General features: G+C 75.2%; 23 protein-coding genes. 11 read left to right on the top strand and 12 right to left on the bottom strand.

Annotated features, from left to right (window positions below; all coding sequences use genetic code 11):
- Positions 1-116 precede the first annotated feature (116 nt).
- Together fabG and H6H00_RS24445 are read left to right on the top strand one after the other, a co-directional pair.
- Complete coding sequence (gene fabG / locus H6H00_RS24450; protein WP_185718024.1) at positions 117-890, top strand: 3-oxoacyl-ACP reductase FabG; 774 nt, start codon at positions 117-119, stop codon at positions 888-890.
- A complete protein-coding gene (locus tag H6H00_RS24445) occupies positions 890-2,119 on the top strand; it encodes a DUF4032 domain-containing protein (RefSeq protein WP_185718023.1) in 1,230 nt (409 codons plus the stop codon). The genes fabG and H6H00_RS24445 overlap by 1 nt, the downstream gene beginning before the upstream one ends.
- Here the strand turns inward: H6H00_RS24445 and cydC are convergent.
- The 6 genes from cydC to H6H00_RS24415 form a co-directional block, all read right to left on the bottom strand.
- The gene (cydC, locus tag H6H00_RS24440) at positions 2,085-3,710 is read right to left on the bottom strand and encodes a thiol reductant ABC exporter subunit CydC (RefSeq protein ID WP_221775651.1); all 1,626 of its coding nucleotides are present in this window, start codon (positions 3,708-3,710) and stop codon (positions 2,085-2,087) included. The two genes, H6H00_RS24445 and cydC, sit on opposite strands and share 35 nt — an antisense overlap.
- A 131-nt stretch (positions 3,711-3,841) precedes the next feature.
- Positions 3,842-5,539 (bottom strand): thiol reductant ABC exporter subunit CydD, encoded by a 1,698-nt coding sequence (cydD, locus tag H6H00_RS24435; protein WP_185718021.1) that lies wholly within the window; start codon positions 5,537-5,539, stop codon positions 3,842-3,844.
- Positions 5,526-6,509, bottom strand: coding sequence for a cytochrome d ubiquinol oxidase subunit II (cydB, locus tag H6H00_RS24430; protein WP_185718020.1), 984 nt, complete (start codon positions 6,507-6,509; stop codon positions 5,526-5,528). Before cydB ends, cydD begins: the two co-directional genes overlap by 14 nt.
- 8 nt (positions 6,510-6,517) lie before the next feature.
- Positions 6,518-7,912, bottom strand: a complete 1,395-nt coding sequence (locus tag H6H00_RS24425; RefSeq protein ID WP_185718019.1) for a cytochrome ubiquinol oxidase subunit I — start codon at positions 7,910-7,912, stop codon at positions 6,518-6,520.
- A 133-nt stretch (positions 7,913-8,045) separates the two neighbouring features.
- Complete coding sequence (locus H6H00_RS24420) at positions 8,046-8,720, bottom strand: anti-sigma factor family protein (protein WP_185718018.1); 675 nt, start codon at positions 8,718-8,720, stop codon at positions 8,046-8,048.
- The gene (locus H6H00_RS24415; RefSeq protein WP_221775650.1) at positions 8,717-9,238 is read right to left on the bottom strand and encodes a sigma-70 family RNA polymerase sigma factor; all 522 of its coding nucleotides are present in this window, start codon (positions 9,236-9,238) and stop codon (positions 8,717-8,719) included. Before H6H00_RS24415 ends, H6H00_RS24420 begins: the two co-directional genes overlap by 4 nt.
- A 102-nt stretch (positions 9,239-9,340) precedes the next feature.
- Here H6H00_RS24415 and H6H00_RS24410 point away from each other — a divergent pair, with 102 nt between their 5' ends.
- The 8 genes from H6H00_RS24410 (at position 9,341) to H6H00_RS24375 (ending at position 17,957) form a co-directional block, all read left to right on the top strand.
- Positions 9,341-9,916, top strand: a complete 576-nt coding sequence (locus H6H00_RS24410; RefSeq protein ID WP_185718016.1) for a hypothetical protein — start codon at positions 9,341-9,343, stop codon at positions 9,914-9,916.
- On the top strand, positions 9,916-10,587 hold the full coding sequence (locus tag H6H00_RS24405; protein WP_221775649.1) for a DUF6529 family protein: 672 nt from the start codon (positions 9,916-9,918) through the stop codon (positions 10,585-10,587). The genes H6H00_RS24410 and H6H00_RS24405 overlap by 1 nt, the downstream gene beginning before the upstream one ends.
- A gap of 10 nt (positions 10,588-10,597) precedes the next feature.
- On the top strand, positions 10,598-11,056 hold the full coding sequence (locus tag H6H00_RS24400) for a Rieske (2Fe-2S) protein (RefSeq protein ID WP_221775648.1): 459 nt from the start codon (positions 10,598-10,600) through the stop codon (positions 11,054-11,056).
- A 116-nt stretch (positions 11,057-11,172) separates the two neighbouring features.
- A complete protein-coding gene (locus H6H00_RS24395; RefSeq protein WP_185718015.1) occupies positions 11,173-13,074 on the top strand; it encodes a methylmalonyl-CoA mutase family protein in 1,902 nt (633 codons plus the stop codon).
- Positions 13,071-15,212 carry a methylmalonyl-CoA mutase gene (gene scpA / locus H6H00_RS24390; RefSeq protein ID WP_185718014.1) on the top strand — a complete coding sequence of 714 codons (2,142 nt, stop codon included), beginning with the start codon at positions 13,071-13,073 and terminating at the stop codon, positions 15,210-15,212. The genes H6H00_RS24395 and scpA overlap by 4 nt, the downstream gene beginning before the upstream one ends.
- A gap of 63 nt (positions 15,213-15,275) precedes the next feature.
- A complete protein-coding gene (gene meaB, locus H6H00_RS24385) occupies positions 15,276-16,271 on the top strand; it encodes a methylmalonyl Co-A mutase-associated GTPase MeaB (RefSeq protein WP_185718013.1) in 996 nt (331 codons plus the stop codon).
- A 58-nt stretch (positions 16,272-16,329) separates the two neighbouring features.
- The gene (locus H6H00_RS24380) at positions 16,330-17,148 is read left to right on the top strand and encodes a metal-dependent hydrolase (protein WP_185718012.1); all 819 of its coding nucleotides are present in this window, start codon (positions 16,330-16,332) and stop codon (positions 17,146-17,148) included.
- The gene (locus H6H00_RS24375) at positions 17,145-17,957 is read left to right on the top strand and encodes a DUF1932 domain-containing protein (protein ID WP_185718011.1); all 813 of its coding nucleotides are present in this window, start codon (positions 17,145-17,147) and stop codon (positions 17,955-17,957) included. Before H6H00_RS24380 ends, H6H00_RS24375 begins: the two co-directional genes overlap by 4 nt.
- An 8-nt stretch (positions 17,958-17,965) precedes the next feature.
- Here H6H00_RS24375 and H6H00_RS24370 read toward each other — a convergent pair whose 3' ends face one another.
- The 3 genes from H6H00_RS24370 to H6H00_RS24360 all read right to left on the bottom strand — a co-directional run bounded on the left by H6H00_RS24370 (position 17,966) and on the right by H6H00_RS24360 (position 20,753).
- Positions 17,966-18,118 (bottom strand): hypothetical protein, encoded by a 153-nt coding sequence (locus H6H00_RS24370; protein ID WP_185718010.1) that lies wholly within the window; start codon positions 18,116-18,118, stop codon positions 17,966-17,968.
- 95 nt (positions 18,119-18,213) lie between these two features.
- Positions 18,214-18,978 carry an SDR family oxidoreductase gene (locus H6H00_RS24365; RefSeq protein ID WP_185718009.1) on the bottom strand — a complete coding sequence of 255 codons (765 nt, stop codon included), beginning with the start codon at positions 18,976-18,978 and terminating at the stop codon, positions 18,214-18,216.
- On the bottom strand, positions 18,975-20,753 hold the full coding sequence (locus H6H00_RS24360; protein WP_185718008.1) for an ABC transporter ATP-binding protein: 1,779 nt from the start codon (positions 20,751-20,753) through the stop codon (positions 18,975-18,977). Before H6H00_RS24360 ends, H6H00_RS24365 begins: the two co-directional genes overlap by 4 nt.
- A gap of 89 nt (positions 20,754-20,842) precedes the next feature.
- Here H6H00_RS24360 and H6H00_RS24355 point away from each other — a divergent pair, with 89 nt between their 5' ends.
- Positions 20,843-21,253 (top strand): MarR family winged helix-turn-helix transcriptional regulator, encoded by a 411-nt coding sequence (locus H6H00_RS24355; protein WP_255425354.1) that lies wholly within the window; start codon positions 20,843-20,845, stop codon positions 21,251-21,253.
- 165 nt (positions 21,254-21,418) lie between these two features.
- Here the strand turns inward: H6H00_RS24355 and H6H00_RS24350 are convergent, their stop codons facing one another.
- Genes H6H00_RS24350 through H6H00_RS24340 form a run of 3 tightly spaced genes read right to left on the bottom strand, consistent with a single transcriptional unit; the run spans position 21,419 to position 23,341 of the window.
- Positions 21,419-22,126: a ferredoxin reductase gene (locus H6H00_RS24350; RefSeq protein ID WP_185718007.1), complete on the bottom strand. Its 708-nt coding sequence runs from the start codon at positions 22,124-22,126 to the stop codon at positions 21,419-21,421.
- Positions 22,126-22,734 carry a sulfite oxidase-like oxidoreductase gene (locus H6H00_RS24345; RefSeq protein ID WP_185718006.1) on the bottom strand — a complete coding sequence of 203 codons (609 nt, stop codon included), beginning with the start codon at positions 22,732-22,734 and terminating at the stop codon, positions 22,126-22,128. The genes H6H00_RS24350 and H6H00_RS24345 overlap by 1 nt, the downstream gene beginning before the upstream one ends.
- Positions 22,735-22,762: 28 nt before the next feature.
- Positions 22,763-23,341: a PadR family transcriptional regulator gene (locus tag H6H00_RS24340; RefSeq protein ID WP_344735735.1), complete on the bottom strand. Its 579-nt coding sequence runs from the start codon at positions 23,339-23,341 to the stop codon at positions 22,763-22,765.
- Positions 23,342-23,362: the final 21 nt, after the last annotated feature.

The raw sequence follows: 23,362 nt of genomic DNA, 5'->3' as shown, positions 1-23,362 counted from the left end.
GGCGGCGGGCTGCCCCGGACGGGCCAGGAACGCTGGGCCGGTCGGTCCATCCGCGGCCGCACCCCGGTGGGTGGAAGGATCAGGCCCGACCGAGCCGTGCGACGAGGAGTGCCCAGATGACGAACGACCAGCTGACGAGCGACCAGCGGGTGGCCATCGTGACCGGTGGGGCGCGCGGCCTGGGTGCCGCCACCGCCCTGCGCCTGGCGCGCGACGGGATGGCGGTCGCGGTGCTGGACCTCGAGGAGTCGGCTGCGAAGACCCCCGTGGACGCGATCGTCGCCGGGGGCGGGCGGGCCCTCGCGGTGGGCGCTGACGTCGCCGACGCCGACGCCGTCGCCGCGGCGGTGGCCCGCGTCGAGGCCGAGCTGGGCGCGCCGACCGTGCTCGTCAACAACGCCGGGATCACCCGCGACAACCTGCTGTTCAAGATGACCGAGCTCGACTGGGACTCGGTCATGGGCGTGCACCTGCGCGGCGCGTTCCTCATGAGCAAGGCCGTGCAGCAGCACATGGTGGCCGCGAAGTGGGGCCGGATCGTCAACCTGTCGTCAACCTCGGCGCTGGGCAACCGCGGCCAGGCCAACTACGCCACCGCGAAGGCGGGCCTGCAGGGCTTCACGAAGACGCTGGCGATCGAGCTGGGCAAGTTCGGCGTCACCGCCAACTGCATCGCCCCCGGGTTCATCGTCAGCGACATGACGAAGGCGACGGCGGAGCGGATCGGCGAGGACTGGGAGACCTACGTGTCCGCGCGCGCCGCGCAGATCCCGGTGGCCCGCGCCGGTCAGCCCGAGGACATCGCGCACACGGTGTCGTTCCTGGTCAGCGACGGGGCCGGCTTCGTCTCGGGGCAGGTCATCTACGTCGCAGGCGGACCGAAGGCCTGATGCGCTTCATCTTCCGCCCCCCGGCGGCGCACGCGGCGGGGCTGCTGACGCTCCCGTGGGCCACGCCGCTGGAGGAGTGGGTCGACGACCACCTCCTCGAGGTCGCCCAGCGCGGCATCTCGCGGCACGTGGTGCGCTTCGTCGAGGTCGACGGCATGGTCTACGCGCTCAAGGAGATCGACGAGCGGCTCGCCCGGCGGGAGTACCGCCTGCTCGGCGAGCTGGAGGCGATGGAGATGCCGGCGGTGTCGGTGCTCGGCATCTGCGTCGAGCGCGGCGACGGCCAGGACGCGATCCTCGTGACCCGCTTCCTGGACTACTCGATGTCCTACCGCTACGTGTTCTCCCACGGGCACACCCAGCAGCCCACCGACCAGCTGATCGACGCGATGGTCGAGCTGCTCGCGCGGCTGCACCTGGCCGGGCTGTTCTGGGGCGACTGCTCGCTGTCGAACACCCTGTTCCGCCCGGACGCGGGCAGCGTCGCCGCCTACCTGGTCGACGCCGAGACCGCGGAGCTGCACCCCTCGCTCACCGACGGCCAGCGCGGGTTCGACATCGACTACGCCGTGGAGCGCGTCGGCGGCGAGCTGCTCGACCTGCAGGCGGGCGGGCTGCTGCCCGACGACGTCGACCCGATCCGGATCGCCGCGGAGCTCCCGGCGCGCTACCACGCCCTGTGGGACGAGCTGACGCGCGAGGAGCTGATGCGCCCCGACGAGCAGCGCTACCGCGTGGCCGAGCGGGTCGACCGGCTCAACGAGCTGGGCTTCGACGTCGACGAGATCGAGCTGGTCACCACGGCGGAGGGCACGCGGCTCAAGGTGCACACGCGCGTCGCGGAGTCCGGCCGGCACCGGCACCGGCTGTTCGTGCTCACCGGCCTGCAGGTCACGGAGAACCAGGCGCGCCGCCTGCTCAACGACGTGGTCAGCTACCGGGCCTACCTGGAGCAGAAGGAGGGCCGTCAGGTGCCGGAGACGGTGGCCGGGCACCGCTGGCGCTCCGAGGTCTACGACCGCGTGATGGCGATGGTCCCGCCGGAGCTGTCCGACCGCCTGGCCCCCGCCGAGCTGTTCCACGAGATCCTCGAGCACCGCTGGTTCCTCTCGGAGCAGGCCGGCACCGACGTCGGGACCACCGCGGCGGCCCGGTCCTACGTGCAGCGGATCCTGCCCGCCACCCCGAAGACGCTCACCGTGCTGCCGGAGTCCGGCGCGCCGAGCTGAGCTCCACCACCTCGTCGAGCGCGTCGAGCCCCGCCGGGTCGTGGGTGACGAGGACGAGCGTGCGGCCGCGGGTGGCGGCCAGGACGTCGGCGAGCACGGCGTCGCGGGTCTCGGGGTCGAGGTGGGCGGTCGGCTCGTCGAGGACGAGGACGCGCGGGTCGGCGAGCAGGGCCCTGGCCAGCGCGAGCCGGGTGCGCATGCCGCCGGAGAGCCGGTCGCCGTGCGGGCCGGTCTCGGCGTCGAGCCCGCCCGCGGGGGCCAGCGGCGCGGTCAGCCGGACGCGGTCGAGCACCGCCGACAGCTCCGCGTCGGTGGCGCCGGGGCGGGCGAGGAGCAGGTTGGCGCGCACCGTCGCGTCGAACACGTGGGGGTCGGCGGGGACGCCGCCGATCACGCGGCGGACGTCGTCGGGGTCCTGCGTGGTGACGTCGACGCCGTCGAGGTGCACGGTGCCGGCGTCGGGGTCGCGGAACCGGAACAGCACCGCCGCCAGCGTCGACTTGCCCACCCCGCTCGGCCCGACGACGGCGATCCGGCGACCCGGCGGCAGGTCGAGGTCGAGACCGTCGAGGACCCACGGCTCGTCCGGCCCGTAGCGGACGCGCAGGTCGCGGATCCGCAGGCCCGGCTCGTCGCGCACGGGCGCGGCGGGCCGCCGGGTCACCGCGGGCGGGGCGTCGAGGACGTCGAACAGGCGGGCGCCCGCGGCCCGCAGGCCGCCCAGGCGCGCGGCGACCGCCGGGAGCGGGGCGACGATCTCGAACGCGGCGAGCGCGGTGAGCACCAGCACCGCGAGGCCGACGGTGCCGAGGTCGTCGACGGCGGCGACGCCGAGCAGCAGCGTTCCCCACACCGTCAGGCCCGCGACCAGCGCGGACGCCCCCGCCCCGAGGCCGAGCAGCGTCGCGTCGCGGCGGGCGGTCCGGGTGAGCGCGGCGTCGGCCGCCTCCACCCGGGCCACGGCGGCGGGCATCGCGCCGTGGGCGTGCAGGTCGGGGGCGCCGTGCAGGGCGTCGACGAGCGCGGTCGACAGCTCCGCCCTGGCCGCGGCGGCCCGGCGACCCGGACCGCGACCGGCCGCGGCGGCCAGCAGCGGCACCGCGACCCCGCCGAGGAGCAGCCCCGCGGCGAGCAGCGCGCCGCCGGGCACGAGCACCGCCGTCGACAGCCCGACGACCCCGGCCCCGGTGACGAGCGCGGCCGCGGGCGGGGTGAGCCCGCGGATCAGCAGGTCTTGGGTGGCGTCGGTGTCGCCGACCAGCCGCGTCACCAGGTCGCCGGAGCGGAACCGGCGCACCGGCTCGGTGCGCGCGAGCCGCTCGTAGACGCGGACCCGCACGTCGGACAGGGTGCGCAGCGCGGCGTCGTGGGTGATGAGGCGTTCGAGGTACCGGGCCGTCCCGCGGGTGACGCCGAGCGCCCGCGTCGCGACGACGGCGACGCTCAGCGCGGTGATCGGCGGCTGCGCGGCGGCCGTGCTGATCAGCCAGGCGGCGGTGGCGAGCAGGGCGACCGCGGACGCGGTGGCGACGGCCCCGGCCAGGACGCCGAGCGCGAACCGGGCCCCGCGCGGCCGGGCGAGGACGATCATCCGCAGCAGGGGGTCCCGCCCCGACGCGGTCGGCCCGCCCGGGAGCCCCCCGGAGCGAGCACCCTCGGGGTGATCGTCCCGAGCCGCGGCCGGGTGCGGTCCGGGCCACCGGGAGCCCCGTCTCGGGGCGGTCATCGGACCGGTTCCGGCGAGCGGGTGCCGGGGGCCGGGCCGCGGGGGACCGCGGGGCCGGTCCAGGCGTCGGAGGCACCGGGTGCGGTGGGGTCGCCGGGGTCGGGCGCAGCGGTGTCGAGGTGCACGACCGCGTCGGCCAGGTCGGACCAGCCGTCGTCGTGGGCGACGATCACCGCCGTCGCGCCGCGCACCAGATCCGCGACCGACGCCCGGACGACCGCCGCCATCGCCGCGTCCAGGTGCGCGGTCGGTTCGTCGAGCAGGACGATCGGGGCCCGGCGCAGGAACGCGCGCGCGAGCGCCACCCGCTGCCGCTGCCCGGACGACAGCCGCGTGCCGCGCTCGCCGAGGTGCGTGTCGTAGCCCGCGGGCAGGGCGGCGACCACGTCGGCGAGCCCGGCCCGCCCGGCGGCGTCCGCGACGTCGGCGAGCGAGGCGCCGGGGGAGCCGAGGCGGATGTTGTCGGCGAGCGAGGCGTCGAACAGGTGCGGCCGCTGGGGCACCCAGGCGATCAGCCGCCGCCACTGCTCGGTGGACACCGCGGCGAGGTCGCGCCCGTCGACGGTGAGGCGCCCCGAGTCGGGCGTCGCGAACCGCAGCAGCAGCGCGAGCAGCGTCGACTTGCCCGCCCCGCTGCGCCCGGTGACGAGCGTCGTGGTGCCGGCGGCGAGCGCGAGGTCGAGCCCGCGCAGGACGGGGACCTCGCCGAAGGACAGCGAGACGCCCTCGAACCGGACGACCGACGGTGCGGCGACCGGGCCTCCCGCGACCACCGGGGGCACCGGCCGCTCCAGCACCTCGAACACCCGCTCCGCGGCCGCCACCCCCTCGGTCGACGCGTGGAACCGCGCCCCCACCTCGCGCAGCGGCAGGTACGCCTCCGGCGCGAGGATCAGCACGAGCAGCGCGGTCTCCAGGTCCAGGTGGCCGTAGAGCAGCCGCAGCCCGACCTCGACGGCCACCAGCGCCACCGCCAGCGTCGCCAGCAGCTCCAGCACGAACGCCGAGAGGAACGCGATCCGCAGCGTGCCCAGCGTCGCGTCGCGGTGGGCGTCGGTGGCCGCGCGGATCTGCGTGGCCGCGGCCCTCGAGCGGCGGAACAGCGCCAGCGTCGGCAGCCCCTCGACGACGTCGAGGAAGTGCCCGGCGAGGCGTTCGAGCAGCCGCCACTGACGCTGCGTCCGGGCCCGGGTGTGCCAGCCGACGAGCGCCATGAACAGCGGGATCAGGGGCAGCGTCAGGCCGATGACCAGCGCGGAGATCCAGTCGGCCCGCGCGACGACCACCAGCACCGCCGCGGGCACGAGCACCGCGAGCACGAGCTGGGGCAGGAACCGGGCGACGTAGTCGTCGAGGGCGTCGAGGCCGCGGGTCGCCAGCGTGACGACCTCGCCCGCGCCCTGCGGGTCGTCGACGACGTGCCGGACCAGCCGCCGCCGCAGCGCCGACTTCACCGTCGCCGCGCTGCGCAGCGCGAGGGTCTCCCCGCCGTACGCGAGCGCGGCCCGGGCCGGCGCGAACGCGGCCAGCGCTGCCACCGAGACGGCGAGCTCCGCGGTGGCGATCGTGCGCGCCAGCAGCCAGGCCTGCGCCAGGATCACCCCCGTCGTCGCGACGCCGAGTACGACGACGACGGCCAGGTGCACCCGCACCGCGGCGACGCTGCGGACCAGGCGGGGGTCAAGCGGCTTCAACGTGCACCCGCTTGCGGAACACCCAGTAGCTCCACGCCTGGTAGCCGATCACCAGGGGCAGGAACACCGCGGCGACCGCGCTGAGGATCCCCAGCGTGTACGGCGCCGACGACGCGTCGGCGACGGTCAGGGCGTACGCGGGGTCGACGAGCGAGGGCAGCAGCTCCGGGTGCAGGCCGGTGAAGACCACCACCGACACCGCGACGACCGCGGTCGCGGTGGCCGCGAACGCCCACCCCTCCCGGCGCCGCGCCGCGCACCCGACGGCCGCGAGCAGCAGGACCACCGCGGCCACCGCCGCGACGACGCCCGTGCCCCGGTCGTGCACCGTCCACGCCAGGAACCCGCCGACCACGGGCACCGCGACGAACGCGGCCCGCCGCGCCGCCGCCCGCGCCCGCTGCCGCACCGGCCCGTCGGTCTTCAGGCCCAGGAACAGCGCTCCGTGCAGGACGAACAGCGCGGTCGTGGCGAGCCCGCCGAGCAGGGCGTAGGGGGACAGGAGGTCGGGCAGCGAGGAGCGGACCACCCCGTCGGCGCCGATCTCGACGCCGCGCAGCATGTTCGCGAACACCAGCCCCCAGCCGAACGCCGGGACCAGGCTGCCGCCGACGATCGCCGCGTCCCAGCGCCGCCGCCACGCCGGCGAGTCGATCTTGCCGCGGTACTCGAACGCGACCCCGCGGAACACCAGCGCCACCACGACCAGCAGCACCGGCAGGTAGAAGCCGCTGAGCACGGCGGCGTACCAGGCGGGGAACGCGGCGAACATCGCGCCGATCGCGGTGATCAGCCACACCTCGTTGCCGTCCCACACCGGGCCGATCGCGTTGATCATCGTCCGGCGCCCCGGCTCGTCGCGCCCGACGGAGGGCAGCAGCATCCCGACGCCGAAGTCGAAGCCCTCCAGCACGAGGTAGCCGGTCCAGAGCAGGGCGATGGCGAGGAACCAGACCGTCGCGAGATCCATGACCGCTCCTAGTAGGTGAAGGCCGGGACGCGGGCGCCCGGTTCGACGGTCGGGGTGACGTGCCCGGGCCCGGCCTGCACGTAGCGCCAGAGCAACCGCGCCTCCACGACGGCGAGCGCGCCGTAGAGCAGGGTGAAGACGGTCAGCGAGAACGCGACCTCGCCGAGGGAGACCCCGGGGGAGACGCTCGCCGCCGTGAGCAGCTGGCCGACGACCGTCCACGGCTGGCGCCCGATCTCGGTGAGGATCCAGCCCGCGATGTTGGCGGCCAGCGCCGCGGGCAGGGCGAGCATCGCGACGCCGTACATCCAGCCGGCCCGCGGCAGCCGCCCGCGGCGGGTGAGCCACAGCCCGAGCACGCCGACGCCGATCGCCGCACCGCCCAGGCCCATCATCAGCCGGAACGCCCAGTACAGGACCGGCACGTTGGGCACATAGTCGCCGGGGCCGAACTGCTGCTCGAAGCGCTCCTGCAGGTCGACGATCCCCTCGACCTCGCCGGTGATCTCGCCCGTGGCCAGGAACGACAGCACGTAGGGGACCTGCACGTTCACGACGTTGCGCGAGCCCTCGACGTCGCCCACGGCGAACAGCGAGAACCCGGTGGGCGCCTCGGTGCGCCACAGCGCCTCGGCCGCGGCGAGCTTCATCGGCTCGTCCTGCGCCATCAGCTTGGCCTGGTGGTCGCCCGACGCCACGACGACGACGCCGGCGACCACGGTCGTGAGCAGCCCGGCGCGCAGCGTCCTGCGGAACATCCCGGAGTCCTGGTCGTGGTGCTTCCACAGGCGGTACGCGCTGACGGCCACCACGAACAGCCCGGCGACGACGAACGACGCGCCCAGCACGTGCGTGTAGGTCGACCACGCCTGCGGGTTGGTCAGCACTGCTCCGATGTCGGTGAGCTGCGCGCGGCCGGTCTCCGGGTTCACCTCGAAGCCGACCGGGTGCCGCATCCAGGCGTTCGCGGCGAGGATGAAGTAGGCCGAGAGGTTCGACCCGATGGCCGCGGCCCAGATCGTCGCCAGGTGCACGCGCTTGGGCAGCCTGTCCCAGCCGAAGATCCACAGCCCGATGAACGTCGACTCCAGGAAGAACGCGAGCAGCGCCTCCAGGGCCAGCGGGGCGCCGAAGACGTCGCCGACGAACGTCGAGTACGCGCTCCAGTTCATCCCGAACTGGAACTCCTGGACGATCCCGGTCACCACGCCCATCGCGAAGTTGATCAGGAACAGCTTGCCGAAGAACCGGGTGGCGCGCAGGTACTCGGTCCTCCCCGTGCGGTGCCAGGCCGTCTGCAGGGAGGCGACGACGACGGAGAGCCCGATCGTCAGCGGCACGAACAGGAAGTGGTAGATCGTCGTGATCCCGAACTGCCACCGGGCCAGGTCCAGGGCGTCCACGGGCTTCCTCCAGGCTCGAACTTCTACGTCCTGTAGTAGTTCTACACCCTGTAGAAGTCAGCGGGGGCGGAAGGTGTCCCGGGCCATGGTCCGGGCGGGGCGGGGTCGAACGGGCGGGGTCGAACGGGCGGGGTCAGACGGGCAGGGTGATCAGGTCCGTCCCGCCCTCGTCGCGGATCGCCACGGCCAGCACGTCCTCAGGGTCGATGATCGTCGAGCCCTGCACCGTGCCGCCCTCGACCTCCCACGCGGGGGAGACCAGCCAGCTCCCGGCCACGTTCTCGGTGCCGTCGCGGCCGACCACGATGATCGTGCAGCGCTTCCCGGCCTCGATGCCGCGCACCGTCGTCGCCACCCGCACCCACCCCGCCGCCGGGGTGACCGTGGCGGACATGACGATCGGGCCCGCGGTGCCCTCGACGGTGCGGGAGCCGGGGGTGCGGGAGTCGGCGGAGACCGTCGTCGACGGGCCGAGCGCTCGCCCGAGCAGGGCCCCGCCGCCGGCCAGCGCCACCGCGACGGCGACCGCGGCCGCCACCAGCGCCAGCCGGGTGCGGCGCCGCGCCCCACCGCCCTCGGCGCGGACCGCGCGGACGGTGCGGCGCAGCAGCAGCCCGGAGTCGGGCGGGCCGTCGAGGAACGTCTCCGGCGGCAGCTCCCGCAGCGCCAGCGCGGTGCCGCGCAACGACTCCCACTCGGCCCGGCAGTCCGGGCACGTCGCGAGGTGGGCGTCGACGGCGCGGGCGTCGTCGCCGTCGAGCAGGCCGAGGGCGTGAGCGCCGAGGTCGCCGCGGTCGTGGAGCGTCATCGGGCGGCCTCCATCGCCGAGCGCAGGGCGCGCAGCGCGTAGAACGACCGCGACTTGACGGTGCCCTTGGGGACACCGAGCGCCGCCGCGGCCTCGTCGAGGTTGCGGCCGTGCAGGTAGACCTGCTCCAGCACGGCGCGGTGCTCGTCGGACAGCGACCCGAGCGCCGCGTGCACGGTGACCGAGGCGGCCACGGCGTCGGCGTGGTCGCGGGCCACGGGCGGGCGCTCGGGCTCCTCCGCGACCTCGCGGGGACGCGCGTCGCGGGCCCGGACGCGGTCGATCACGATGTTGCGCACCACCGTCAGCAACCAGCCGCGGACGGAGCCGCGGCCGTTGGTGAGCACGTCGGGGTGTCGCCAGGCCCGGATCAGGGTCTCCTGGACCACGTCCTCGGCCGCCGCGCGGTCGTCGAGCAGTCGTGTCGCGTACACCAGCATCGCCCGTCCGTGTTCGGAGTAGACGGCGTGGACCAACGCCTCGTCCGCCCTGGCTCGACGGTCACCTGTCCGGTCCACGGGCGGGGACCCTACTCACGGTCCGGCCGCCTGATCCCCACACGGACCGCGACCGGACGGGGTTCACCTGAACCGCCGCCGTCACCCGTCCGTGTGGCGGTCATGACCCGCAACGCTCCCCTCCTGACACTGCTCGCCGTCGGGGTACTCGGCGGCGGCCTGTTCGCCACCAACCACCTGGCGGCCCCGCCGGCGGGCGACGCGGTGCGCGTCGCCGAGAGCGCCACCGCCCCCGGCCCGCCCGCCGCCGCCCCGCGGATCGGCACCATCCCCGCGCCGGGGGTGGTCGGTGTCGTCCCGGACCCCGCCGCCGCCGCGGGCGCCGACCGGGACGCGGGCGCCCGGCCCGACGAGATCGCCTACGCGGGCCGGACCGAGGGCCGCCCGATGACCGTCGCGGTCGTCGTCACCGGCGACGAGGCCGTGGCCTACGTCTGCGACGCCCGCGACGAGGTGTGGCTGCGCGGCACCGCGACCGGCGGGGAGCTGGACCTGCGCAGCGCCGACGGCTCCGCGACCCTCACCGGCACCGCCGACGCCGACGGCGCCACCGGCACCTTCACCCTCGACGGGGTGGAGTGGGCCCTCACGGCGGAGGCGACCGACGTCGACGCCGCGGTGGCCGCGGGCCGCGACGACGTCGCGGACGTGGCCGACCGCGCCGGGATGGCGTACTGATGGCCGCCCCCGCGCGTGCGGGAACGTCCGACGCCCGCCCCGGCGCCGCGGCCCTCCCCGGCACCACCGCCCGCCCGGCCGCCCCCACCGACGACGACGGCGCCTGGACCTTCGAGGGGCCCGCCCACGCCGCGGCCCGCCCGACGCCGCCCGCGCTGCGGCCCGGCCCCCTGGTCGTCGCGGTCGCGCTCGGCACCATGGTCTCGGTCGGCCTCGGCGTCTACGGGCGCGTGCACGAGCCCGCGCTCGTCGCGATCAACGTCGCCGGGTTCTCCAGCGGCACCGCGGCGAAGAGCTGGCTCGGGACCGCCGCGTTCGCCCTCGCCCTGGTGCAGCTGGGGTCGGCGCGGCGGATGCACCGCGGTGGCGGGCGGGTCGCCGCCGGCCTGCACCGCTGGTCGGGCCGGGCGGCGGTGCTGCTCACCGTGCCGGTCGCGGTGCACTGCCTCTACGCGCTCGGCTACCAGGACACGACCGTCCGCGTGCTGGTCCACTCGCTCGCCGGGTGCGCGGTGTACGGCGCGTTCGTCGCGAAGATGCTGGTGCTCGGCCGTCCGGGCGGCCCGCGGTGGGCGGTCCCCGTGCTGGGCGCGCTGCTGTTCGTCGTGCTCACCGCGCTGTGGCTGACGTCCTCGCTGTGGTTCTTCACCACCTCCGGCCCGACCCTCTGAGAGGCACCCCGTGACGACCCGACGCTCCCTGCTCGCCGCGGCCTGCGGGACCTGTGCCGCGGCGCTGACCGGCTGTGCCGCCTACGGTGCGGGCCGCCCGGCGGCCGAGGCCGGCGCCGTCGTGCCCGCCCCCGCTGCGTCCCCGCCCGCCGCCTCCCCGCCCGCCGCCTCCCTGCCCGTCGCCGACGCGCTCGCCCTGGCCGCGACCATCCCCGTCGGCGGCGGGCGGGTGTTCGCCGAGCTCGACCTGGTCGTCACCCGCCCCGCCGAGGACGAGTTCCGGGCGTTCTCCGCGACCTGCACGCACCAGGGCTGCGCGGTCACCGAGGTGAACGACGGCGAGATCGTGTGCCCGTGCCACGGCAGCACGTTCTCCGCCGTCGACGGCAGCCCGACCGCGGGCCCGGCCCAGCAGCCGCTGCCGTCCCGCACCGTCGCCGTGCGGGACGGGGCGGTCGTGCTCGCCTGAACGGCCATGGCGCCCCCGGGCGTCACCCGGCTGCGGAGCCGGCCGTGCGCCGTACGTGAGCGGAACCACCCACGGCGGGTCCGGCCGCGCCGCCGGCCACTCACTACGATCGCGGGATGCCCGAGGCAGAGTCGTCTGAGGTTGCGTCGTCCGAGGCCGCGTCGTCCGGGGCCGCGTCGTCCGAGGTGCCCGTGTCCGGCGAGGTCACCGCGCCGCCCGCGCTGTCGCTGGCCGCGGAGTTCCCCGCGGCCACGGAGGCGGAGTGGACCGCGCTGGTCGACGGGGTGCTGCGCAAGGCCCGCCGGATCGGTGACGACGCCCCCGCGGGCGCCGGCGTCGAGAAGCTGGTCCGCACCAGTCCCGACGGGATCGCGGTCCGCCCGCTCTACACCGCGGTCCCCGACGCCCCGGTCGGCGTGCCGGGCGCGGCCCCGTTCGTCCGCGGCGGCACCGCCGACGGCCCCGTGCCCGACGGCTGGGACGTCCGCCAGCGCCACACCGACACCGACGCCGACACCGCGCGCGCCGCCGTGCTGGCCGACCTGGAGAACGGCGTCACCTCGGTCTGGCTCACCGGCACCGCGCCGGCCGACCTCCCGCACGTCCTCGGCGACGTGCTGCTCGACCTCGCCCCGGTCGTCCTCGACGGACCCGACCAGCAGGCGCTCGCCGAGGCGTTCCTCGACCTGGCCGCCGAGCGCGGCACCGGCGACGCCCTGCGCGGCACCCTGGGCCTCGACCCGATCGGCCTGCGCGCCCGCACCGGCGACGGCCCGCCCGTCGACTCGGTCGTCGCGCTCGCCACCCGGGTCGCCGAGCAGCACCCGCTGGTCCGCGCCGTCGTCGTCGACGCGCTGCCGGTGCACACCGCGGGCGGCTCCGACGCCCAGGAGCTCGGCTTCGCCCTCGCCGCGGGACTGGAGTACCTGCGGGTGCTGGCCGACCTCGGCATCCCGACGGCGTCGCGGCTGCTGGAGTTCCGGCTCGCCGCCACCGCCGAGCAGTTCCCGACGATCGCGAAGCTGCGCGCGGCCCGACGGCTGTGGTCCCGCGTCACGGAGGCCTGCGGGGATGCCCAGCCGATGGCCCAGCACGCCGTCGCCTCACCGACGATGTACACCCGCCGCGACCCCTACGTGAACCTGCTGCGCGGCACCCTCGCCGGGTTCTCCGCGGGCGTCGGGGGAGCCGACGCCGTCACCGTCGCCCCGTTCGACTCCGCGCTCGGGGCGTCCGAGCCGTTCTCCCGCCGCATCGCCCGCAACACCCAGGCGCTGCTGGTCGAGGAGTCGCACGTCGCCCGGGTGATCGATCCGGCGGGCGGCTCGTTCTACGTCGAGTCCCTCACCGACGAGCTCGCGCAGGCGTCCTGGGCGTTCTTCCAGGAGATCGAGGCCGCGGGCGGGGCGGTCGCGGTGCTCGACTCGGGATGGCTCGCCGAGCGGACCGGGGAGGTCCGGGCCCGCCGCGAGCGCGACGCCGCCACGCGGAAGCGCCCGCTCACCGGCGTCAGCGAGTTCCCCGACCTCGACGAGAAGCCCGTCGAGCGCCGCCCGCTGCCCGAGGCACCGACCGGGGGGCTCCCGGTCTACCGCCCCGCCGGCGTCTACGAGGCGTTCCGCGACCGCTCCGACGCCCGGCTCGCCGAATCCGGGTCCCGGCCCCGCGCGTTCCTCGCCACGCTCGGCCCGCTCGCGGCCTACACCGCGCGCGCCGGGTTCGCCCGCAACCTGCTGCAGGCCGGCGGGATCGAGCCAGTCGAGGCGGGCCCGACCGAGACCGCGTCCGACGTCACCACCGCGTTCGCCGACGCGGGCACGACCGTCGCCGTCCTGTGCTCCACCGACGACGTCTACGCCGAGCGCGCGGCCGAGACCGTCTCCGCGCTGCGCGAGGCGGGCGCCACGCACGTCCTGCTCGCCGGGAGGTCCGACCTCGACGGGCTCGACGGCACCCTGTACGCGGGCTGCGACGCCGTCACCGTGATCGACACGATCTACCAGGAGGCCGGCCGATGATCCCCGACTTCACCCAGGTCCCGCTCCGCTCCGACGCGGCCCCGGCCGACACCTGGGCGGGGTCCGGGAGCGCGTGGGAGGCCCCCGAGGGCATCGCGGTGAACCCCCTCTACACCGCGGCCGACCTCGACGGCGTCGACTTCCTGCACACCTACCCGGGCATCGCGCCGTACCTGCGCGGCCCGTACCCGGCGATGTACGCGACGCAGCCGTGGACGATCCGCCAGTACGCGGGCTTCTCCACCGCCACGGAGTCCAACGCGTTCTACCGGCGCAACCTCGCCGCCGGGCAGAAGGGCCTGTCGATCGCGTTCGACCTGGCCACGCACCGCGGCTACGACTCCGACCACCCGCGCGTCGGCGGCGACGTCGGCATGGCGGGCGTCGCGATCGACTCGATCTACGACATGCGCCAGCTCTTCGACGGCATCCCGCTCGACCGGATGTCGGTGTCGATGACGATGAACGGGGCCGTGCTGCCCGTCCTCGCGCTCTACATCGTGGCGGCCGAGGAGCAGGGGGTGGAGCACAAGGCGCTGACCGGGACCATCCAGAACGACATCCTCAAGGAGTTCATGGTCCGCAACACCTACATCTACCCGCCCGCCCCGTCGATGCAGATCATCTCCGACATCTTCTCCTTCACCTCGCGGGAGATGCCGAAGTTCAACTCGATCTCGATCTCCGGCTACCACATCCAGGAGGCCGGGGCGACGAACGACCTCGAGCTGGCCTACACCCTGGCCGACGGCGTGGAGTACCTGCGGGCCGGGATCGACGCCGGGCTCGACGTCGACACCTTCGCCCCGCGCCTGAGCTTCTTCTGGGCGATCGGGATGAACTTCTTCATGGAGGTCGCGAAGCTGCGCGCGGCCCGGCTGCTGTGGAGCAGGCTGGTCAGCCAGTTCGACCCGAAGAACGCGAAGTCGCTGTCGCTGCGCACGCACTCGCAGACCAGCGGCTGGTCGCTCACCGCGCAGGACGTCTACAACAACGTCATCCGCACCTGCGTCGAGGCGATGGCGGCGACCCAGGGCCACACGCAGAGCCTGCACACCAACGCCCTCGACGAGGCGCTCGCACTGCCCACCGACTTCTCCGCGCGCATCGCGCGCAACACCCAGCTGCTGCTGCAGCAGGAGTCCGGCACCACCGACGTCATCGACCCGTGGGGCGGCAGCTACTACGTCGAGAAGCTCACCTACGACCTCGCCCGCCGCGCCTGGGGGCACATCGAGGAGGTCGAGAAGGCGGGCGGCATGGCGCAGGCCATCGACGCGGGCATCCCGAAGCTGCGCGTCGAGGAGGCCGCGGCCCGCACCCAGGCCCGCATCGACTCCGGTCGCCAGCCCGTCATCGGCATCAACAAGTACGTCGTCGCGGAGGACGAGCAGCTCGACGTCCGCAAGGTCGACAACGCCGGCGTGCGCGCCGAGCAGCTCGACAAGCTCCGCAGGCTGCGCGAGGAGCGCGACTCCCGCGAGGTCGACGCCGCCCTCGACGCCCTGACGAACGCCGCAGGCCAGGCCACCCGCGGCGACGACCAGAACCTGCTGCTGCTCGCGGTGCAGGCCGCCCGGGCGAAGGCGACCGTCGGGGAGATCTCCGACGCGCTGGAGAAGGTGTACTCGCGCCACGCGGGCCAGATCCGGATCATCTCCGGGGTGTACTCCGAGGAGACGGGGAAGAACCCGACGTTCGACCACGCCCGCGAGCTGGTCGACGCGTTCGCCGCCGAGGAGGGCCGCCAGCCGCGGATCCTCGTCGCGAAGATGGGCCAGGACGGCCACGACCGCGGCCAGAAGGTCATCGCCACCGCGTTCGCCGACCTCGGCTTCGACGTCGACGTGGGCCCGCTGTTCCAGACCCCCGGCGAGGTCGCCCGCCAGGCCGTGGAGGCGGACGTGCACGTCGTCGGCGTCAACTCCCTCGCCGCCGGGCACCTCACGCTGGTGCCGGAGCTGCGCGAGGAGCTGGCGAAGCTCGACCGCGCCGACATCATGGTCGTCGTCGGCGGCGTGATCCCGCCCGCCGACGTCCCGACGCTGCTGGAGATGGGCGCGGCCGCGGTCTTCGGGCCGGGCACCGTGATCGCCGAGGCCGCGGTGGACCTGCTGACGAAGCTGGGGGAGAGCTGAACGCCCTGTGCGCGGAGAAGAGGGCTCCGGCCCTCCTCCCCGCGCACGGGGGCCGGAGGCCCCGTGGCTGAGCGGCCGCCGGTCGACGTCGCCGCTCTCGCCGCCGGTGTCCGGGACGGGTCGCGGTCGGTGCTCGCCCGCGCGATCACGCTGGTCGAGTCGAACCGCCCCGACCACCGCGCCGCCGCCCAGGAGCTGCTGCTGGAGCTCCTGCCGCACAGCGGGGGAGCGGTGCGCGTCGGCATCAGCGGCGTGCCCGGCGTCGGCAAGTCGACGTTCATCGAGTCCCTCGGCACCCGTCTGACCGGCGACGGGCACCGGGTCGCGGTGCTCGCCGTCGACCCGTCGTCGACGCGGACGCGCGGCTCGATCCTGGGCGACAAGACCCGGATGGCGAAGCTCGCCGTCGACGACAGCGCGTTCGTCCGGCCCTCGCCGAGCGCGGGGACGCTCGGCGGCGTCGCCCGCGCGACCCGGGAGACGATCGTGCTGATGGAGGCCGCCGGGTACGACGTGGTGCTCGTCGAGACCGTCGGGGTGGGGCAGTCCGAGGTGACCGTCGCGGGGATGGTCGACACGTTCCTGCTGCTCACCATCGCCCGCACCGGCGACCAGCTGCAGGGCATCAAGAAGGGAATCCTCGAGCTCGCCGACGTCGTGGCGGTGAACAAGGCCGACGGGTCCCACGAGCGCGATGCGCGGGTCGCCGCCCGCGAGCTCGCCGGCGCGCTGCGGATGATGACGCCCGCCCACGACACCTGGCGCCCGCCGGTGCTGGCCTGCAGCGGGCAGACCGGCGCCGGGATGGACGAGGTGTGGGCGGCGGTCCAGGATCACCGCTCCACCCTGGAGGCCGACGGGTCGCTGGGCCGCCGCCGCGCCGACCAGCAGGTCGAGTGGATGTGGGCGATGGTCCGCGACCAGCTCATGGACCGCCTGCAGACCAGCGCGAAGGACACCCTGGGCGAGGTGGAGGCCGAGGTCCGCAGCGGTGACCTGACGGCGACGCTGGCGGCGACGCGGCTCCTGGACACCCTGGGCCTGCCCGATCCGCCCTAGCGACGAGCGGGCGGCGCGCCTCACCGACGTCGCCCCGCCGGTTGCGTAGCGTCACCGCGTGCTCGGGGTCAGTCATGCCACGTCCGGTGCCGTCCTCGGGTTGGCGGTCGCCGGGTACGTCCCCCTCGCCCTCGGCGTCGAGCCGTCCGCGGGGTCCGTCCTCACCTTCGCCGCGGTGTGCGCGGGGGCCGCGCTGCTGCCGGATCTCGACCATCCGAGCTCGACGGCGACGAAGCATTTCACCGCGGCGTCCTTCCTCGCCTCGCAGGTGGTGCGGCCGCTGTCCGGGCTGGTGTACCGGCTCACCCGCGCCCGGCGCGACACCGGTAAGGGCACGCACCGCGGGCTCACCCACACCGTCCTCGGGGCGGTGCTGCTCGGGCTCGGGATCAACCTGGCGTCCGCGGCCTGGGGCACGCCGGTGCTGCTCGGGACGCTGTTCGTCTGCCTCGCGCTCGCGATCAAGGGCCTCGACGCGATCGTGCCCGGCCCGCCGTCGCTGGTGGTCGCGGCGGGCCTGACCTTCGCGGTGCAGGTGTACGTGCCCGGCGGGACCGCAGGCACCGCGGGCTGGCTGGGCACCGCGGTGACGCTGGGGATGGTCGTGCACTCCGTCGGCGACGCGGTCACCGAGTCGGGGGCGCCGCTGCTGTGGCCGCTGCCGATCCGGCAGCGCCGCTGGTACCCGGTCGGCAGCCCGCGCGCGATGCGGTTCCGCACCGGCGGGAAGGTGGAGGCGTGGCTCGTCGCGCCGGGCCTCACGGTGGCGGCGTTCGTGCTGGTCGCGCTCGTCGTGCCCGGGGTGGCGCCGGTGCTGCTCGACCTGCGGGACCGGGTCGAGCAGCTGATCTCCGCAGCGGCCATGATGACCCCATGAGCGCGCTGCCGCCCCGCCCGGTGATCGGGATCCTGCACCCCGGCGTGATGGGTGCCGCCCTCGGCTCGGCCCTCAAGCCCGTGGCGGGCGCCGTCATCTGGGCCGCGGCCGCGCGGAGCGTGCCCACCTCCAAGCGCGCGGAGACCGCCGACCTCGTCGCCGTGCCCGACCTCGCGGAACTCGCCCGCCGCTCGCACGTGATCGTCTCCATCTGCCCGCCGCACGCCGCGCTCGACGTCGCGACGCAGGTGGCGCGGGCACTGGCCGACCGGCCCGACCGGCCGCTCTACGTCGACGCGAACGCCGTCTCGCCCGGCACGGTCGCGGCGATCGCCGACCTGCTCGGCGCCGGGGACGTCGTCGACGGGTCGATCATCGGGCCGCCCGCGTGGGAGCGGGGGAGCACGGTGCTGTGGCTGTCCGGCGCCCGCGCCGAGGAGGTGGCGCAGCTGTTCGCGCACTCCCCGTTCGACGCCCGCGTGCTCGGGGCCGACCTCGGCGCGGCGAGCGCGCTGAAGGCGTGCTTCGGGCTGCAGAGCAAGGCGGTCCCCGCCCTGTGGCTGACGCTCGCGCAGGCCGCCCGCGCCCACGGGGTCGAGGACGCCCTGCGCGACGAGCTGGCCCGCGACGGCATCGACTACGGCGCCCGGATCAGCGAGGTGACCGCCCGGTCCTCGGCCAAGGCGTGGCGCTGGGCGGGGGAGATGGAGGAGGCCGCGGACGCGATCGCCGCCGTCGGCCTGCCCGACGGCTTCAGCCGCGCCGCCGCCCAGGTGTACCGGGCGGCGGGCGGCCCGGACCGGGGCTAGGGGCGGGTCTACTCGGAGCGGTCGGCGAACTCGTCGGCCGCCCCGACCGGCGCCGACCACCCGCGGTTGCCCGGCGCGTCCGCGGCGAACGCGACCGTCGCACCGCCGATGGCGAGGGCCATCGCGAGCGCTCCGGCCAGGACGTATCGGGTGAGCTGCATGACCCCAGCTTCCCCACGGTGCGGCCCGCCGTCAGGTTCCGCACGGCGATCGGCCCCGAAGGTGTGACCGGGACGCCACCCGATCGGGTCACCGGTCACACGGTGGAGCGGCGGAACCCGCCCTCGGCGTCGACGACCTGCCCGGTGATCGACCCCGCGTCGGGGGAGAGCAGCAGCGCGACGACGGCCGCGGCCTCGTCGGGACGGTTCCAGCGGCCGCGGGGCAGGTGGTCGCGCACCTGCTCGGTGAGCTCCGGGGTGGCCCAGCCGGTGTCGGTGGGGCCGGGGTTGACGCAGTTGACGGTGATCCCGCGCCCGACCAGCGCGTCGGACAGCGTCTCGGTGATCGCCGCCAGCGTCGCCTTGGTGGCCGCGTAGGGGATCTCGCGCGTCATCGGGCCGCGGTGCGCGCCGGAGGTGAACAGCACGACCCGGCCGGCCTCGCCGCGGTACTGCTCGGCGAAGGCCTGCACGAGCAGCAGCGACGCCCGCACGTTGACCGCCCACACCGCGTCGAGCATCGCGGCGTCGATCTCGGCGAGCGTGGCGTCCTGGGAGCGGGCGTGGTTGACGACCAGGGTGTCGATCCCGCCGAACCGCTCGACGGCCGCCGCGACGAGCGCCGCGGGGGCCGCCGGGTCGGCCAGGTCGACGGCCGTGTGCGCGAACCGCGGCCCCTCGCCGCCGAGCTCGTCGAGCACCTCGTCGATCGGGTCGGCGCCCCAGGGCTCGGTGGCGTCGTAGGGGCTGAAGGACTGGGCGAAGACGCGGTGGCCGTCGGCGAGCAGGCGCCGGGCGAGGGCGAACCCGATGCCGCGCCGCCTGCTGACGCCCGTGACCAGGGCCGTGCGACCGATCATGCCGCCAGTGTGGCGTACCGGCCTTCGCGCGCGACCAGCTCGTCGTGGGTGCCGGACTCGGCGATCCGGCCGTGGTCGACGACCGCGATCCGGTCGGCGCCGCGGACGGTGGACAGGCGGTGGGCGATGGTGATCGTGGTGCGGCCGCGGGACAGCGCGTCGAACGCGGCCTGGACGGCCTTCTCGGTGCTGGTGTCCAGCGCCGAGGTGGCCTCGTCGAGGACCAGCACGCGGGGGTCGCGCAGCAGGGTCCGGGCGATGGCCAGGCGCTGCTTCTCGCCCCCGGAGAAGCGGTGCCCCCGCGAGCCGACCAGGGTGTCGTAGCCGTCGGGCAGGGCCGCGATCAGCTCGTGCACCTGCGCGGCGCGGGCCGCGGCCTCGATCTCGGCGTCGGTCGCGTCCGGCTTGGCGTAGCGCAGGTTCTCCCGCACCGTGGTGTGCAGCAGGTAGGTCTCCTGGCTCACGACGCCGACGACCGAGGCGAGGTCGGTGAGGCGCATGTCGCGCAGGTCGACGCCGTCGATCGTGACGCGTCCGGCGTCCGGGTCGTAGAGGCGGGCGACGAGCGCGGCGAGCGTCGACTTGCCCGAGCCCGTCGCGCCGACCAGGGCCAGCGTGCTGCCGGCGGGGACGTCGAGGGTGACGCCCGCGACGGCCGCGGTGTCGGCGCCGGGGTAGGCGAAGGTGACGTCGTCGATGCGGACGTGCCCGCGCATCCGCGCCGGGTCGATCTCGACGGGGTCGGCCGGGTCGTCGACCTCGACGGGGAGGTCGAGGTACTCGAAGATGCGGGCGAACAGGGCGAGCGAGCTGACCAGCGAGACCCCGACGCTCATCAGGCCCAGCAGGGGCCGGAACAGCCCCGCCTGCAGGGTGGTGAACGCGACGAGCGTGCCGATCGACAGGGTGGTCGTGAACCCGGCGCCGAGGTAGATCACGGCCGGCACGGCGGCGAACACCACCCCGGTCGAGGCCATCCGCCAGCGTCCGGCGAGCTGGCTGCGCAGCTCCAGGTCGACGAGCCGGGCCGAGGACCCGGTGAACCGCTCGACGAGCGCGGGGCCCGCGCCCATCGTCCGCGAGAGCTGGATGCCGCTGATCGACAGGCCCTCCTCGACGGTGACGTTGAGGTCGGCGAGCTCGCGCTGCTGGCGCGCGGTGATGGCGCGGCGCATCTGCGCGACCCGGCGGGTCAGGTAGACCGCGGGCGGCAGCACGACCAGCGAGATCAGCGAGAGCTGCCAGGACAGCACGGCCATCGCGACGGCCGTGGCGACCGCGGTGGTCAGGTTGGAGGCGACGGACGTGGCCGTCGAGGTGACGACGGTCTGCATGCCGCCGATGTCGTTGGTGATGCGCGACTGCACCTCGCCGGTGCGGGTGCGCGTGAAGAACGCGATCGACTGGCGCTGCAGGTGGGCGAACACGTCGGTGCGCAGCCGGTGCATGACCCGCTGGCCGACGGAGGTGGCGATCCAGGTCTGCACGACGCCGAGGGCGGCGGTGATCGCGGCGACCGCGACCATCGCGCCCGCGAGCCAGGCGAGCAGCGGGATGTCGCGCTCCGGGAGGGCGGTGTCGATCACCGCGCGGAGCAGGAACGGCGAGGCCAGCGCGACGACGGACGACGCGACGATGATCGCCGTGACGACCGCGAGCGCGCGGCGGTGGGGGGTGAACAGACGGCCGATGCGACGCAGCGAGACCTCGCGGGCCTGCGCCGTGTCGGCGGCGGTGACGGTGTCGCGCCCGGCGCGACGGGACAGCTTCTGCATGTCGGCTTCCAAGTACGGATCCTTCCGTCGACTTTGTTGAGGTAACCTCACTATGAGGGTGCAACACGGGCCGTGTCTAGTCTGTTCCCGTGGACGACTCCCTCTCCGACGGTTTCCGCGCGGTCGCGCGGCGGATGCGCGAGGCCGCGCGCGAGGCGCTGGCGCCGTGGGACGTCACGCCGGCCCAGGCGCGGGCACTGGGCACGCTGCTGCGCGGGGGACCGCTGCGGCTGGGGGACCTGGCCGACGCACTGCGGATCGCGCCCCGGTCCGCGACCGAGGTCGTCGACGCGCTGGAGGGTCGCGGCCTCGTCGAGCGCGCCCCGGACCCGGCCGACCGCCGCGCCACCCTCGTCGCCCCCACCGAGCGCGGGCGCGAGGTCGGCGACGCGATCCGCGCGGCCAGGGCGGCGGAGGCGGAGAGCGTGTTCCGGCCGCTGTCCGACGACGACCGCGCCCACCTCGCCCGCATCCTCCGCGCCCTCACCCCGCCGCCCTGACCCCCCGCCACCCCGACCCCCGCCACCCCGACCCCCGCCACCCCGACCCGCGACGCAGTGGGGTGGCTTCACTGCAACCTGGTCGGAGTGGAGCCACCCCACTGCGATCGGGCGGGGCGCGGGGGCCGGGCGACGGGCCGGGGCGGCGGGGCGCGCCCGCGGTCGTCAGCCGGAGGGGCCGAAGCGTTCCGTGCGGATCGACCCCACCGGCACCCCGGCCTCCACCAGCAGGTCGGTGACGGCGTCGCAGAAGCCGGGGGAGCCGCAGACGAACACGTCCTCGCCGCCGCGGACGAGCGGCGCGAGGTCGTCGACCGTGAGCCGCCCGCGCCCGGTCCGCGTCAGGACGACGGTGGTCTCCGGGCCGGGCAGCTCGTCGGCGTAGTACAGGTCGGCCGCGGTGCGGGCGGAGACGACGACGCGCAGCAGGTCGCCCGCCCCGGCACGTCGGGCCTGGCGCAGCATCGCCATGAGCGGCACGACGCCGGACCCGCCGCCGACGAGCAGCGCCGGGGTGTCGCCCGCCCACGCGAAGTACCCGCCGATGGGGCCGCGGACCTCCAGCTCGTCGCCGGGCTCGACCACGCCGTGCAGGTAGCCCGACACCTCGCCGTCCTCGAGCTCCTCGACGGTCAGCTCGATCTCGCCGGTGTCGTCCGGGGCGGACGCCACCGAGTAGGAGCGCTGGGCCGTGTACCCGTCGGGCGCGGTGAGCCGCACGACGTAGTGCTGCCCCGCGACGTGCCGGCGGGGCTCGGGCAGGGCCAGGCGCAGCGTCCGCGCGCGGGGCGTCTCGTCCCGCACGGCCAGCACCCGGGCGAGCTGCCAGCGCAGGGTCCGGCGGTGGGTGGTGCCGCCGGGCGTCAGGGTCATCAGTCGCCCTGGTAGCGCTGCTCGGTCCAGGGGTCGCCGCGGTCGTGGTAGCCGTTGCGCTCCCAGAAGCCCTGCTCGTCGTGGTCGAGCAGGCGCAGGCCGGAGACCCACTTGGCGCTCTTCCAGAAGTACAGGTGCGGCACGAGCAGCCGGGCGGGGCCGCCGTGCTCGCGGGTGAGCGGCTGCCCGTCGACGTCCCAGACCACCCAGGCCTTCCCGCCGGTGACGTCGGCCAGCGGCAGGTTGGTGGTGTAGCCGGTGTGCGCCACCCCGATGACGTGGGTGGCGGTGGGCAGCACCCCGGCCGCGTCGAGCAGCGTGTCGACGGAGACGCCGTCGAACCGCATGCCGAACTTCGACCACGTCGTCACGCAGTGGATGTCGCCCTCGTACCGCGACGGCGGCAGCGCGCGGATCTCGTCCCAGGTCCACGTCAGCTCGCGCTCGACGAGACCCTCCACGGTGAACGTCCACCGGTCGGTGCTCAGCCGCGGCGTGGCCTCGGCGTTGAGCACCGGCCACTCGTCCCGCGCGTCGTACTGGCCCGGGGGGAGCCGGGGATCGCGCTCGCGTCGTCGTCCGAGGAAACCTCGCGTGGTGCCCGCCATACCGCTCCCAAGCCCGTCCCGGCAGGATTCATTCCGACCGGTCGTACCGATGCTCCCGCGCCGCGCGCAGCCCGTCCAGATCGCCGTCGGCCAGCGCCCGCCAGAACCGCAGGGCCGCGTGCTCCATCTCCAGCCCCAGCTCGAGGGTGATCATGCGCGGCTCCGCGGAGGGCTGGGTGCCGAAGCGCTCCACCATGCCCTCGTAGACGGCGATGCGCTCCCGGTGCTGCGCCATCTGCTCCGCGGCGAGGGTGGCGACGTTGCCCGGGTCGCCGACCTCGTTGAAGAACAGCTTCAGCTCGGCGATGTCGCGCATCTGGAAGTGCTCGTTCGTCGGCGCTGCGAGCCACGCGCGCACGGCGTCACGGCCGGGGGCGGTCAGCGAGTAGGTCTTGCGCCGCCGCCCGCTGTCCTCCACCGACAGCTCCAGCAGGCCGAGGTCGGCGAGCCGGTCGGGCTCGGAGTAGAGCTGGGCGTGCGGGAAGTGCCAGAAGTAGCCGACGGAGTGGCCCACGGCGCGCTTGAGGTCGTACGGCGTGGAGGGGCCGCGCAGCGCGATCATCCCCAGCACGACGTAGGACGTGGTCGACAGCCGCACCTCGGACACGACGCGGATGGTAGCGCCCGG

This window comes from Pseudonocardia petroleophila, from assembly GCF_014235185.1.
Taxonomy (GTDB): domain Bacteria; phylum Actinomycetota; class Actinomycetes; order Mycobacteriales; family Pseudonocardiaceae; genus Pseudonocardia; species Pseudonocardia petroleophila.
Note: the sequence above shows the minus strand (reverse complement) of the source record. Positions and strands in the feature narration are given on the sequence as shown.